The organism is Armatimonadota bacterium, from assembly GCA_022563855.1.
GTDB lineage: Bacteria > Armatimonadota > Fimbriimonadia > Fimbriimonadales > Fimbriimonadaceae > JADFMN01.
In genome coordinates this window covers 264,715-277,216 of the sequence record JADFMN010000001.1, presented here as the reverse complement: position 1 = coordinate 277,216, position 12,502 = coordinate 264,715, and the positions used below count along the sequence as shown (strand labels likewise).

Below are 12,502 nucleotides of genomic sequence, written 5' to 3'. Positions count from 1 at the left end.
TATGGAAGCGTTGATTTCAATCTTGACCCTTGCCGGCAAAGTCGCCGTCGGCATGTTGATGCTGACGATCATCGTAGCGGCGCACGAACTGGGCCACTACCTTTTCGCCAGGATGTACGGCATGCACGTCAACGCGTTCGCGGTCATGGTCGGCGGAGTTCGGAAGACAGATCTCAGCCCGTATCTGCGCGCGCCGATGGCACCGCGATGGATGCTGTTTGTATTCGGAACGGCGGCGTTCCTCTTAGCGTTTCTTGGCGCCTTCAATGAGAACGCTACGGCGCATCAAGCAGGTCTCGCGCTAGTCGGCATCGCGCTTCCGATCTGGATCGTTCTTCGGCTCGAGGCGCTGTACCATCTGCCACGTTTCAGCGGGATCAAGACCTTGTTCATTGCGTGTGGTATCGGTCTAGCGGTGCTGATGATTGGGTCGCGCGGGCAGGGGATCGCGCTCGAATCGACTGTCGGCATCCTCATCGCTGCATCCATCGTCGCGATGATTCTCGTCTATTACCGGCCCACTGGCGCAAGCGGAGAGGAGGACAAGCAGGGCTACGGTTCTATCGAGATCGAGGGCGACGAGGGGAAGGAGACCGTCTCCGTTCGCTACAGGCCGCTATTGCACCGGACGTCGCGATCTGGAACGGAGTTCTCACTGCTCGTCGTGCCTCTCGGCGGGTTTGCGGCGATCAAGGGCATGCACGCAAAGCCAGACGGGAGCGAGGTGGACGTTCCCAACGGCTTTTACAGCAAGAGCCCACTCAAACGGTGGGTCGTGCTGTTTGCCGGACCGCTTTTTAGCGTCGTTTTCGGAATCGCTCTGATGGTTGGCCTGTTTACGATCGTCGGCGAAAACAGGCCGGTGAACGAGCCAGTGATTGCGAGCGTCAAAGAAGACTCCCCGGCTGATCTTGCGGGACTTGAGAGCGGCGACAGGGTCATCTCGGTCAACGGCAGAATCGTCGAGACGTTTTACGATCTGACTCGCGGCGTCAAGGACAGTTGGCGGCTCGAAGACGGCGAGCGCGTCGGGGTTCCACTCATACTGACGTTCGAGCGAGACGGCGTTACAGACACGATCGCGCTTACTCCAGAGATTACCGGCGAACCGCTTCCGGGCTGGAATCCTGACCTCACACAGTCTGAGGAGAAGGAGATTCGCGCCACGCTCGGCGTATATTACGGCACTAAGTACGTCCGGCTCTCGTCGTCGTCGGCGCTGCGCGAAGCCGTCCAGTACCCGGTTCTCATGGTGGCAGGACTTGCGAAGATGGTCGTGAGCCCGAAGAGCGCGTCTGACGGTTTGGCCGGCCCCGCCACGATCGCAGAGTTCACCGGCAGCGCCGTCGAACGAGGCCTCTATCCGATCATCAGTCTCATGGCCTTGCTCAGCATCTCGCTGGGGATCATGAACTTGCTGCCGTTCCCACCGATGGATGGGGGGCAGATGATCATCGCGTTCGTAGAAATGTTGCGGAGGGGGCGGCGACTCAGCATCTCAGTGCAGAACGTCCTCTCGCAAGTCGGGGTCGCTTTCATAGTAGTTTTATTCTTGACGGCGATTACGGTCGATATCAACAGAAAAGCGAAGGAGAGAAGCAGCGAGCAGGAGCAGCCCAGCGCTCAACAAGAGTCGGATCAGCCGATTCCTCCCGACGACGGTAGCCCGGAATAGAAAGGCTCAGACGAGTAGGGAACGGCGCAGCGAGAGAATGCTGCTGGGCTGACTTTCGCATTCCAACCGCCACAAAGCCCGCGACCTTCGGCCCTGTGGCCCTTTCCGCTTGACTCTCACCTATAGTAAAGAGTGTATATTGTGCGATCAGCAGTATAACGATGAGGATAGGAGAGTTGGCGGTGCGCACAGGAGTGAGCGTTTCCACGTTGCGGTACTACGAGAAGCGCGGACTTCTCTCGGCCTCCCAGCGAACAGCTGGGGGGTATCGGGAATATGCTGATGCCGACCTGGACCGAGTCGAGGTCGTCGTGGCCGCCAAGAGCCTCGGCTTCACGCTTCAAGAGATTCATCAGATTCTTGAAGCAATTGGCCAGCCGGACGAAGGCCGGACGATCTCAAGAATGGCCGAAGATCGTCTTGCGACGATCAAGAAGGAGATAATGCGGCTTGTTGAGATCGAAAGCGTGCTGGAAGAACGGTTGAAGACGTGGTCGAGCGCGAAGAAGGCGAAGGCTGAAAGCGATCCTGGAAAGATCATCATCGGCGACCGAGCCGTTGTGCGCAGGAGACCAAGGGATCGATGATTCCACGTTTTAGGAGGTACCGAGCATATCCGTGGAAGATTCAGCGACGATCCTGCTAGTTGACGACACAGAATCGAATGTTCTGCTCGTGCAGCGGGTGATTCAAGACGTTCCAGGTTGGAACGTGGTGACCGCCCTGACTGCGGAGGAAGCGATGCTTCTCGCAGTCGAACTCCGCCCGGACATCATCCTTCTGGACGTCAATCTCCCGAACGTCGAAGGGACGACGCTGTTGAAACACTTTAGATCTGACCCGGCGACGGCGGGGACTCCGGTCGTCATGGTGAGCGCCGATGTGCGACAAGCCGTCATCGAAGAGTTTCTTGCCGCTGGGGCTCAGCAGCACATTACCAAGCCCATCGATATCGGCAAGCTCATCGATGTTGTTCGCGCAATCCTAAAAGACCTTCCGCGCTGATCACCGAGTCAGAGCTGAATCTGGCTTCTACATACCGTCCATGTCCATGTCCCCCATCATGGGCGGCATAACGTTGATGTCGTCAGTCGTCATGCCGTCGATTCCTCCGCCGCCAGCATCCCAGCCTCCTTTGCACTCGCGGCAAACTTTGCCGTCGGATTTAGCGTTCTCCTCGCACGGACAGCTGCCCATCAATACCATGCAGAATGTACACGGCATCACTAGGCAGCAATCGTACATGCCTGCTTCCTCAGCCGTCATCATCTGGCTGTGGACAGCGGCCTTCACATCGACGGTAGAAAGATCGACCTCTCCGCCACCGCCATCGCCACCGCCGTTGCTCGCGACAGGAGTCGTCTCGCCATCGTCGTTGGTCGCTTCCTCGGTCGGACCACAAGCACCCAGAAGCATCAGGCTAAGAAACGCGGCGACTGCCACCGCTGATTTAATTCGAAATGTCATTTCCATATCCTCATCGACGTTGGCCAGCTCGCGGGGCTGCGCTGACGTCAAACGCCGTAACACAAATCTACCACATGCGGTTCCTTGAATCTCTCGTCAGTTGCCCCCTTTTGTAGCGCGCGAGCCTGGCCGCACTTTCCCGTGCCTGAGACGTTCTCTTTATGTTTGGTTTCGGGGGGTTCGGGAGTTCGGGTTTGTTCTCGGGACTCGGGACTCAAGACTCGGGACTCCCTCTGTACCAGCGAGTACACTCCGTGGAGCACTATGTCCGACGAACAGATCGATCTGAACAGGTACGTTGAGGGTCGCGACGGGATCAGCGTCATCCGCGGCAGTGGCGACCTGCGCGGTTGGAACGGCATTCGCTACAAGGTCGGCATGTCGGCCAAGAACGTCGGCTCCGCCAAGCTTTCGATGAACGTTGCTACCATCCCGCCAGGCGGCGTCGCCAAGGCGCACGTACACGTCGGGTTCGAGCTGATGCTCTACATCTTGCAGGGCGAGGTCCGTCACGAGTACGGGCCGGGCTTGAAGCAGATCGTGGAGAACAGAGCCGGCGACTTTATCTACATCGAGCCGGACGTCCCGCACGAGGTCTTCAACATGAGCGACACCGAGCCGGTGATGGCCGTCGTCGCCAGGTCCGACGCGGCGGAGTGGGAGAACATCGTGCCGTACCACCGCGACGGCTAGCGATACTCCCGCGACTGCTTCGGGCGTTCGCTGCGCCTACCGTGCGAAACAAGCTAGAACGCCTTGCTAAAGTGCAGTTCCACGTCAGCGGATCGTCCGCGCCCTGCCCAGTATTATTGACAGGTTTATTCAACGGTGCGCGCCAGGGCACGTTTGAAAGTGATATTATGGAAGCAGTGCAGGTAAAAGCACCTGTTAAGCCAATGTTATTTTTTTGAGGAGCTTACTAATGAAGATCACTAACAGGGGAATGCGAATTTCGATTGCCGTGCTGTGCATGTTTGTCGCGCCGATGGCGTTCGCACAGTATCAGTCCGACTTTGACAGCCTGGCGGGTTCGGCCGGTGGCACGGTCTTGACTGGCCAAGATGGCTACTTCCTGCCGAATGGTCCGCCGAACGACGCGGACTTCAACGTTTACACTTACGCTGGAAACACCCTCGGACTGCCGCAGAACCCGAATGGCGGAACGCAGTTCATCGCGGGCATCGGTCCGGCTGGTGGCACGTTCGCGCGCGCCCAGCGGCTGAGCGGATTTGGCGCCTTAGGTGTGTGGACCGCCGCGTTTGACATCGCGATTACGTTCACCGGCCAGCTGCCCACTGCTCAGAACATCGGCAGCTTCTCGCTCAACGAAGGCGTACCGGGCGTGTTCTCGATCATCAACCTGGCGCGCTGGGTCGATCCGGCCACGGCTTCCGGCTGGAACGCCGACATGGTCTGGTTTGACGGGGGAGGCACCCAGATCCTCGAGCAGGTCCCGGATGTGAACTTCCAGAACCTGGCGGTCAACCACTGGTACCGCTGGGCGACGGACTTCAGCCTCAACACGAATCAGGTGCTCGAGATGAGGCTAACCGACTTGACCACCGGCACCGTGGTCACGCACAATCCGGCGGACCGCTGGCTGCGCCCGGGCGCGAACCCGGATCATCACCGCTTCTTCGGGGGAGGCGGCGTTCCCGGAAACGCGCTCGCCTTCGACAATGCGTCGATCGTTCCCGAGCCCGTGTCGATGATTGCGCTTGGTATTGGCCTTGCTGCTCTCGCCGCGCGACGTCGTCGAAAGAAGTAAACGACCCTCGCCTAGACTGCGAATCTGGAGTTCCTGGCCGTACATAGCCGGCCAGGAACTTTCGTTTGTGCCGAGTCGAGCGTTCGGATGCGATGATGCGCTCCACTCTTTGCCAAGGGGAGCAGTTCAAGCTCGAACCTGTGTGGGCTCGCCAAGCCAGCGGAACGTGAACGCAGTGGTCCTTCGGCATGGTCGATGTATGCGTGACATCCATTTTTTTTTTGGTCCCGTAACCGTGGCGCCGTGCTCCCACGGCTTCCGTCTGCAGGTTCATATCGGAAACGGTAGTTTTTACCAATTACCTGGTACTAATGCTAGGATTTGCGTCCGTACACTGGCTCATGCAACTGTTTTCAGCATCTTGTGATAGACTTTCAATTGATTCTGCGGGCTGATGCCTTCAGATACTGCTTGATATGTGAGGAGCTTAAAATATGAAGAAGATTATTGTGCTGTTTTGCGCTTTTGCGCTTACGGTCGCCGCGTGGCCTCAGGGCGTAATCAATGACGGAAACGCAAGATGGGAGTACAACGCCGGAGGATCGACTGACTTCCAGCCTGACAGTGGCACAGATCACCTATTCTTGAATTGGTGGTGGTACCGGGTCAACTCCGCAATCGGCACCGATACCCAGGAGAACAGATTCCCATTCCCGGCCGATTCCCAATCCTATGTAGCGAACGTAGCAAACATGGGTTGGGCATTCGCCATCAGCGATCCGCGCGGTGATATCCCCATATTCGACGCTGGCTTGAGGGTCCAATTGAACGACGGCGCCTCGCCAGGCGAGGCAACGGTAAGGCAGGAGATGCTGATCACGAACACGTCTACTGGGACGCTTTCGATAAGCATTTTCAACTTTGCGGACTTTGACGTAGGCGGATCGTTTGCCGGCGACAGCGGGACCATGGCTGGTGACATCATGACCATCACAGACGTGGCATCGGGCGACTTCATAGATTTCTTCGGCGATGGCGCGAATGCTTTCCAGGTTGTTGATTGGCCTGGTTTGACGAATATGCTGGATGACGCGGGCATCACCAATCTGGACAATACGGGCATGCCGTACGGAGGTCCGGACTTCACAGGCGCATTTCAGTGGAACCTTTCGATCCCTGTAGGGCAGCAGGTCACGATAAACGAAGGAATATCGGCAAACGTGCCGATTCCAGAGCCTGCGACCTTGCTGATACTAGGCGGGGCGCTGGCGGCCCTGGCCGCACGCCGACGGAGAAAGTAAGCCTCACAAGTTATATCCATCTGCTCTCATGTCCCCTCTGCTAATGGCGGAGGGGGCATTTTTATGTGTTTCAAACGATCTTGCGTACTAGCCCGAACGCGACGGCAGCTGGGATGTCTGCGCGATGAACGTGGACGGCATAGGAATGACGCGGCTGACGATACGGCGCCGTCCTTCTCGCACAGACAGAAGAAGAAACGAGCCGCTCCAACTTGGCCGAGCAGCAATGAGAACGGGCAGAGCCTGCGCTCTGCCCGTCGGTCTTTGTTAATGCGGACTAACTAGTCCACTGCGTACTTCGCCGGGTCAGCGGCGAATTCAGGCGGACAAGCGCCTCAGCAGAAGTAGTACGTCTTGTCTTCGTACTCTTGTGAGGAGGCCGTGCTGACGTCCTCGATCGGATTGTCCCGCACCGGGCAGAGTGCGACGCCATCGTCATTCGTGTAGGCGTTGCTCGCCAGCGTCATGTCGACGTCGATGGAAGACGTATCGTCGCCCTCAGAGCCGTCAGACTCGTCGTCACCGTTCGAATCGCCGTTGTCAACGTCGTTGGTGACGTTGCTGTCGTCAGCGCCGTACTCATTATCATCGGCTGCGGCGCATCCGAACGCCACGAACGAGATTAGCAGCGCGATTAGCGCAAGCCATGAAAACCTAATCATCCCCATAAGGTTACACCGATCTGGACGAAAAAGTGCGATTTGCGGGACTTGAGCGCACACAGTTTGTAGGTCAGGGGGCAGTCGCCAGGTCTCCTCTCCCCCCGAGACTGTTCTCCTAGGGAGTCACCTGTGGAGAGTCCGCAGTGAACAAAGGACTAAGGTGAGGGGGCAGTCGTCAGGGGTCTCCTCTCCCTCTTTCCTTGGGAGAGGATTAAGGAGAGGGTGTGGAGAGACACAGTCCCCTCCGAACTCATTCGCCTCGCCGTGGACTCGCGGCCGTCGCGCCGCACCTCCACGGTCGAATCCGGCGATCTCGGTGCGTTCGTGCTACTTATGTTGTGACGACTGGCGCAGCCCGTTCGCTGCTCTACGCTCGGCGCTCAGAGCAGTTGGTTAGGGCCAGTCATCCATGTCCTGCCACTTCGCGAGTGGAAAGGTCTCTCCGTCGCTATCCTCGAAATGTGCAAAGTCAGTGCCGGCGCCAAATGGGGTCATGTGCGCTTCGCGGCCATCGCGATAGGTCAGTTTTATCTGGTCGAAACCGTCACGTTCCCATGTCAGCGTCTCGCCCTCGTACTGAGCCGTACCGTCGGCGTAGATGTCGACGACTTTTTCCACCCCGTTTACAGTTCCGCTCCAATTGCCGACGTAATCGGTCTCCTCTCCTGTCGCTAACTCACTGGACTTGTTGCAGGCGCCTATCATGGCAAGCACCGCCAGCAAGGGAAGGCAGGCGCATATGATTTTGTATCTCCTCATGGTCGAATACTACCTGCTAAGTCTCGCCGATATTCGGCGCGATTTACGGCGTTTCGGTGTCCCTTCTCGATGAATGGATTCCGGTCCAGTTCGACTGGCGCGTTCGCATACCGATAGGTCAGCCTGTCCTGAGCTTGACGAAGGAAAGGATCGATGTACATGTAGTTCTCACCGAAGTGCATCAGCACGGCGACGACGCCCAACACGGAGGCAACCGCAAGCCACTGCGCCCGCTCCCGCTCCTTGACCGTCATGGCTTAGTATAAGCCACGATACGTAGCGCGCGACGCTCATCGAAACCCTTTCCCAATCTCTTCCGTACCCGTGCTTGGAGGCGGTGTAGTGGAGACAGAACGAAAGATTGGGCACTTGGCGTGGGTCGCGACGGACAAGACGCACGAGGTGATCGACGAGGGCGAGAAGGACGTCGTGCTCGCCGACGTCGAGATCACAGTGTGCGGGAACTTCTTAGATGTTCTGAAAGTTCCTTGCCTTCCAAAGTTGGCTCGGGGTCATCGCGTTCAACACTCCAAGATGATCGAACTCAGCGATCAATTCTCCTTTGGTACTTCCGGAGGAGCCTCCGAGGTTCGAGCGGAGTCGTCGGGCTTTGGTTTTACGGCGCGGCGTCTGATCCACGAGGATACGGGGTCATGGGAGTGGTTCAACATTGATGGGTCGGAGCACGCGACCAAACATCAAGAGACGGGGGAAGTCGCGATGAAGATTGAGAAGGTAGGAAAGGTGTGGGAGGTCGTTAGAACGGAGTTCTTGACAGACGTGTCAATACGAATAGCGCGTATGGGTGTTGAAGCGTTCAAGCTCTCGAATAAAGGATTCGGAATCGAATTCGACTGGCGTGTTCGTATTCTGAAAGGCAGCGTCGTCCTCTGGCCGTCGCTCATTGATGGCGAGACGGTGGCGAACGGTTATCTTTAGCACCGAGCCGCGCGAGTAAGTACAATGTCAGCGTGCCAAGCGGAGTGAGCTGATGATTTCGTGCCCGTCTTGCGGAAGGGAGCAACGGGGTGAGGGCGAGCAGTGCTACTACTGTTCGGCAGGGCTGTTGCCGCCTGGACCCGGACAGCAGATCAGATTCGGTCCGCATCTGAAGGTTGGCAAGAAGTTCAAGATCGGGATGGACCTGATTGCAAAGGCGAAGAAGGACGGAGCGGTTCACGTGCGTCAGAATCCGACTGCGGATTGGAAACCTGTGTTGCTTTTAGGCGTCCTGGCTGTAGCCGGAGTGTTTCTGCCGGACTATTTAGAGCCCGCGTGGTTGCGGGGACTCCTTGTCGGCCTGCCGCCAGTGACGGTCGCCTATCTCGCCGAACGCCATATCCGGTGGTGGACTCTCCGCCGCGGCTACCTCGAGGTGCGGAAGTACGCCATCGGGAAAACGCGAGTCGTTTTGTTCGAGTCTGGCTACCTGGCCCTGAGGGCTGTCGAACCGGACGGGCTGACGAGCAAGGTGCGTGACGAACTGGTCATCGTACACGGCGGGAAGAGCCATACGGTATGCCGATCGCTGGGGATACACAGCCTGAGAACGCTCGGCCACATCATCGCCAGCGAGACGGGTTTCCTATTCGACGATCCGTACCTCGAAGAGTCTACGAACCATCGATGACCGTTCGCGGACAAATCGGTCGAATAATCCGTCTGTCCGTCGCTCGTCTCCTCCCGCATGATGGAGACGATTACGGTGAGGGTGCGAAGACCAAGTCTCCTCTCCCTTGGGAGAGAGCCTGTCCTGAGCTTGGCCTGTCCTGAGCTGGTCGAAGGATCGAGGGAATGAGGGGGAAGGCGTGAAGACCATGCCTCCTCTCCCTCGGGAGAGAGCCTGTCCTGAGCTTGTCGAAGGAACTGAGGAGAGGGTGTGAAGACCATGCCTCCTCTCCCTTGGGAGAGAGCCTGTCCTGAGCTTGTCGAGGGAATGAGGGGGAAGGTGTGAAGACCATGCCTCCTCTCCCTTGGGAGAGGAATGAGGAGAGGGTGCGAGGAAAAGAAGTCCTTTCCGAATTAAAACGACGACCACTTCATCCCCCTAAGTGCAGTTGTCGGCTCAGGCCAATCTAAGCTTCAGATGGGGCAGAATCAGTCCATGCCGCGAAGACTGACCGTGAGCCTAAAGAGGAACGAAGCGCTGCGCGCAACGACAGTGGGCGTCGGCAAGACCAAGCTCGTTTACATCCTCGTCGCCGACAGGAGGCTCAGGTACGCCGGAGGGAGATCTAGGATCGCTTATATCGGCACGACTTCAAGGGGAATGCTTCGGATCGCAATCAGCGTGGCGAAGAGAGCCGAGAAGATCTTTGGGATTCACGGAGTGCGGTCGTTCTCTGCACGGATCGTGACGTGCACGCCACGGAAGAGCGTCAAGACTTGGCACAAGCTCGAGCGAGCGTTCTTGCTCAGCTTCAAGGAGACCTACGGCGACGTTCCCTGGTGCAACGCACAAGGAAAGAATATGAGGGAGACAGACGAGTTCCGCTACTTCACACGCCGGCGGATACGGAATGTGATCGAGGCTTGACCCTTGCACAACCGAAAGTCATGTTGGTCAAACCGTAGGCCTTCGTGCTTATAGTGTAGCCAAGGCCGCAGAGTCAATTATCGACCACCGAGTTGATCTTGCGTCGGCGGCTCGGAATCGTCTTCGCCGGACGTACCGGAGCGCTTAGCAGAAGAAAGGTGCTTGTCCCTCGCCCAGACACCGTTTTCGTCGAGCAAGGAGATGTCAATGTTACGGATTGCTTGTGTCAGCGGATCGTCCTCAGAAACATGCCAAGCGCCATCGCTATCATCCTTCAGCGATCCGAGAAACTTGTTAACATACAAAGCAAGCTTCGCTGGAGCCCTAAATAGTTCTTGCTTCCACTCGGCAAGCAGGGTGTCAGGGGTTAACCGATTCCATGCGACAATGGCGTCGTATGGGCTTGCCAGATCATAGATGGAATCATCCTCAACCATCGCCTTGAGACGAATTTGAAGTTCTGCGACAGCGCGGTCAAAGTTCTGTCCGTGCGACCAGTCTCCACCTCCTGCAACCTCCTTCCTCCGCATGAGTTCCGACGAAACGAAACGGGCCAAGGGAACCATGAATTCACCGGCGTCGACGAGCCCGGCAACATACGAGGTCGCCTCAGTACGCGTCAAGTTCTTCAAACATGCAGTTCCTAACAGATCAATTACGATTGGCCAAGCCATAGGACCGCCCAGGAACGACTCTCGCTCTTTCGGCCTGTCATTTGCCCATTCCATTAGACGGCGAAACAACAGCTTAGATTCATCGACATCCAAGTGCTGTGGGATGCGGTCCCCCAGTGCCCGCGTTAGTTCCCGACGTCTCTCGTCGACTTCGAATTCCTCAAACAAAAAGTCGAGCGAGCCGCCGCTGGCCAGACGCGACTTGAGATCTGACCACAGCGACTCAGGCATAGTCGCCTTCTCCGAATCGAAGCCGAAATACGCCATCGTGCAGTAACCACAGGCGAACCGGCGCTCGGCGAAGCCTGCCGCTGAGTTCTCAATAGTGAAGTGCATACCTGCGCTCGTTACCTCTCTGCCAAGGCACTCAAGCGCCTCTTCGGCCAAATCTCTTCTTGCCCCAGACTCCGGAAGAGACTCAATCCGCCGCTTCTCTATCTTCTTGCCGAGATCGCTATCGGGGCTGAACAATGCAAGAGTTCCGCCAGCTTGAGGCATGACCTCTTGCACGAGTGCGCTGTACAGATCAGGCTCACGTTGGCGTATGTATTCCACCGTCAGGAAGTCCGCTGGATCGACTCCCAGGTAGCCCTCCTGGTTAACAGTTGGCAACAACGCAGCGACTGTCCGAACGTACTTTTTCATCTGCCGCACGGTGTCAAATGCTGGCAGCAGTAAGTTTTCGAAAACTAGTGCAGTCCTGCTCTGTGCCTCTGCGTCTTCAACCTCAAGTTCCCCAAGGAACTCGTTGGCTAAATCCATCAAAGTTCTTTTACGCTGGCCAGCGTCGAATTGCGGCAGGTCGAACATCACGCTAACGATTTTGTCCAAGTACTGCTCACCGCGGCTGTTGACGTCTTCTTCCTCTTCGTTGGCACCAAGTGCAAGTGATACATGAGATCTGTCAAACAGTAGAAGGTAACTGACATTTGGTAAATCAGCGATCGCTTTGATGATTCTGAACAGTGTTCGGATCTCAGATCCGTCAAGCCTGTCGATGTCGTCTATAACGACGACCTTGACGGAATCCAGGTTGGCAAACTCCTTCTTGAGACTGTCTCGCTCGTCGCTTAGTGGAGAGTTTCCTGCTAGCTCCAATGCCTTCCCGCCTACGGCGAGTCCGATTCCTAGCATGCCGCCTGCTCCGCCAAGCGCCGTTACGAACTCTCCGAATTTGCGGGCTCTGGCCTTCTCACTTCGCTTTTTATTTGCTCTTGGGAGAAAGGTATAGAGGATCTGGAAGAACGAGGCCATCAGGGCTTCTTCGCTGCCCATCATCCATGGATCGAATTCGTAAAACTCTGCCACGCCAGGCTGGATGTTTGACCTGACAGCTCGGACAAAGGAGCTTTTGCCCGAGCCCCAGCCACCCGTAACAGCGACAACATTCGCGCACTCCGTGCTCCGCTGACAGAGTGTATTGGCCACAGCCAGCGCTGCCCGGTGGCGAGCAAGGCTATCTTCTTCTGTCGGAACGTCAAGCAACCTTGCTGGAATCTGGTTCTCCACTAGTGCCTCGAATTCATTGTACCGGGAGTCCGGAAGACAGCCGACGATTTAATCAGATCACGAAATAGGTGGCTAGACGAATGAACGCGTGGGATCGATTAGTCAACAACTGCGATGCAGAACAGCGGGTGAGAGCAGGGGCCACTGGGCGAGAAAACCGGCTACGAGAGCGGATTTAGGTTCAAGACCGTGAGCGAGAAGCATCCAGGGG

Annotated in this window: 14 protein-coding genes; 9 read left to right on the top strand and 5 right to left on the bottom strand. The window is 57.1% G+C overall.

The window, feature by feature from the left end:
* Position 1: 1 nt before the first annotated feature.
* From IH944_01290 to IH944_01280, 3 genes are all read left to right on the top strand, one after another.
* Complete coding sequence (locus IH944_01290; GenBank protein ID MCH7903182.1) at positions 2-1,675, top strand: site-2 protease family protein; 1,674 nt, start codon at positions 2-4, stop codon at positions 1,673-1,675.
* A 161-nt stretch (positions 1,676-1,836) separates the two neighbouring features.
* On the top strand, positions 1,837-2,262 hold the full coding sequence (locus IH944_01285) for a MerR family transcriptional regulator (GenBank protein MCH7903181.1): 426 nt from the start codon (positions 1,837-1,839) through the stop codon (positions 2,260-2,262).
* 31 nt (positions 2,263-2,293) lie between these two features.
* Complete coding sequence (locus IH944_01280; protein MCH7903180.1) at positions 2,294-2,680, top strand: response regulator; 387 nt, start codon at positions 2,294-2,296, stop codon at positions 2,678-2,680.
* A gap of 27 nt (positions 2,681-2,707) precedes the next feature.
* Here the strand turns inward: IH944_01280 and IH944_01275 are convergent, their stop codons facing one another.
* Complete coding sequence (locus IH944_01275; GenBank protein ID MCH7903179.1) at positions 2,708-3,142, bottom strand: hypothetical protein; 435 nt, start codon at positions 3,140-3,142, stop codon at positions 2,708-2,710.
* A gap of 264 nt (positions 3,143-3,406) precedes the next feature.
* Here IH944_01275 and IH944_01270 point away from each other — a divergent pair, with 264 nt between their 5' ends.
* The 3 genes from IH944_01270 to IH944_01260 all read left to right on the top strand — a co-directional run bounded on the left by IH944_01270 (position 3,407) and on the right by IH944_01260 (position 6,151).
* Complete coding sequence (locus IH944_01270; protein MCH7903178.1) at positions 3,407-3,835, top strand: cupin domain-containing protein; 429 nt, start codon at positions 3,407-3,409, stop codon at positions 3,833-3,835.
* 229 nt (positions 3,836-4,064) lie between these two features.
* Entirely contained in the window at positions 4,065-4,910 is an 846-nt protein-coding gene (locus tag IH944_01265; protein ID MCH7903177.1) for a PEP-CTERM sorting domain-containing protein, read from the top strand.
* Positions 4,911-5,344: 434 nt separating this feature from the next.
* Positions 5,345-6,151 (top strand): PEP-CTERM sorting domain-containing protein, encoded by an 807-nt coding sequence (locus IH944_01260; GenBank protein ID MCH7903176.1) that lies wholly within the window; start codon positions 5,345-5,347, stop codon positions 6,149-6,151.
* A 335-nt stretch (positions 6,152-6,486) separates the two neighbouring features.
* Here IH944_01260 and IH944_01255 read toward each other — a convergent pair whose 3' ends face one another.
* The 3 genes from IH944_01255 to IH944_01245 all read right to left on the bottom strand — a co-directional run bounded on the left by IH944_01255 (position 6,487) and on the right by IH944_01245 (position 7,826).
* Positions 6,487-6,813, bottom strand: coding sequence for a hypothetical protein (locus tag IH944_01255; GenBank protein ID MCH7903175.1), 327 nt, complete (start codon positions 6,811-6,813; stop codon positions 6,487-6,489).
* 393 nt (positions 6,814-7,206) lie between these two features.
* Positions 7,207-7,572 carry a hypothetical protein gene (locus IH944_01250; protein ID MCH7903174.1) on the bottom strand — a complete coding sequence of 122 codons (366 nt, stop codon included), beginning with the start codon at positions 7,570-7,572 and terminating at the stop codon, positions 7,207-7,209.
* On the bottom strand, positions 7,569-7,826 hold the full coding sequence (locus IH944_01245) for a hypothetical protein (protein MCH7903173.1): 258 nt from the start codon (positions 7,824-7,826) through the stop codon (positions 7,569-7,571). The genes IH944_01250 and IH944_01245 overlap by 4 nt, the downstream gene beginning before the upstream one ends.
* 88 nt (positions 7,827-7,914) lie before the next feature.
* Here IH944_01245 and IH944_01240 point away from each other — a divergent pair, with 88 nt between their 5' ends.
* The 3 genes from IH944_01240 (at position 7,915) to IH944_01230 (ending at position 10,108) form a co-directional block, all read left to right on the top strand.
* Positions 7,915-8,511, top strand: a complete 597-nt coding sequence (locus IH944_01240) for a hypothetical protein (protein ID MCH7903172.1) — start codon at positions 7,915-7,917, stop codon at positions 8,509-8,511.
* Between the two features lie 52 nt (positions 8,512-8,563).
* A complete protein-coding gene (locus IH944_01235) occupies positions 8,564-9,202 on the top strand; it encodes a hypothetical protein (GenBank protein ID MCH7903171.1) in 639 nt (212 codons plus the stop codon).
* Between the two features lie 474 nt (positions 9,203-9,676).
* Positions 9,677-10,108, top strand: a complete 432-nt coding sequence (locus IH944_01230; GenBank protein ID MCH7903170.1) for a hypothetical protein — start codon at positions 9,677-9,679, stop codon at positions 10,106-10,108.
* Between the two features lie 77 nt (positions 10,109-10,185).
* Here IH944_01230 and IH944_01225 read toward each other — a convergent pair whose 3' ends face one another.
* Complete coding sequence (locus IH944_01225; protein ID MCH7903169.1) at positions 10,186-12,291, bottom strand: hypothetical protein; 2,106 nt, start codon at positions 12,289-12,291, stop codon at positions 10,186-10,188.
* Between the last annotated feature and the right edge of the window lie 211 nt (positions 12,292-12,502).

What these genes read in the sequence shown, in the direction of transcription:
- IH944_01290 (MCH7903182.1), top strand. Translation starts at nt 2, where the DNA reads ATGGAAGCGTTGATTTCAATCTTGACCCTTGCCGGCAAAGTCGCCGTC.
- IH944_01285 (MCH7903181.1), top strand. Translation starts at nt 1,837, where the DNA reads ATGAGGATAGGAGAGTTGGCGGTGCGCACAGGAGTGAGCGTTTCCACG.
- IH944_01275 (MCH7903179.1), bottom strand. Translation starts at nt 3,142, where the DNA reads ATGACATTTCGAATTAAATCAGCGGTGGCAGTCGCCGCGTTTCTTAGC.
- IH944_01270 (MCH7903178.1), top strand. Translation starts at nt 3,407, where the DNA reads ATGTCCGACGAACAGATCGATCTGAACAGGTACGTTGAGGGTCGCGAC.
- IH944_01265 (MCH7903177.1), top strand. Translation starts at nt 4,065, where the DNA reads ATGAAGATCACTAACAGGGGAATGCGAATTTCGATTGCCGTGCTGTGC.
- IH944_01260 (MCH7903176.1), top strand. Translation starts at nt 5,345, where the DNA reads ATGAAGAAGATTATTGTGCTGTTTTGCGCTTTTGCGCTTACGGTCGCC.
- IH944_01255 (MCH7903175.1), bottom strand. Translation starts at nt 6,813, where the DNA reads ATGATTAGGTTTTCATGGCTTGCGCTAATCGCGCTGCTAATCTCGTTC.
- IH944_01250 (MCH7903174.1), bottom strand. Translation starts at nt 7,572, where the DNA reads ATGAGGAGATACAAAATCATATGCGCCTGCCTTCCCTTGCTGGCGGTG.
- IH944_01245 (MCH7903173.1), bottom strand. Translation starts at nt 7,826, where the DNA reads ATGACGGTCAAGGAGCGGGAGCGGGCGCAGTGGCTTGCGGTTGCCTCC.
- IH944_01235 (MCH7903171.1), top strand. Translation starts at nt 8,564, where the DNA reads ATGATTTCGTGCCCGTCTTGCGGAAGGGAGCAACGGGGTGAGGGCGAG.
- IH944_01230 (MCH7903170.1), top strand. Translation starts at nt 9,677, where the DNA reads ATGCCGCGAAGACTGACCGTGAGCCTAAAGAGGAACGAAGCGCTGCGC.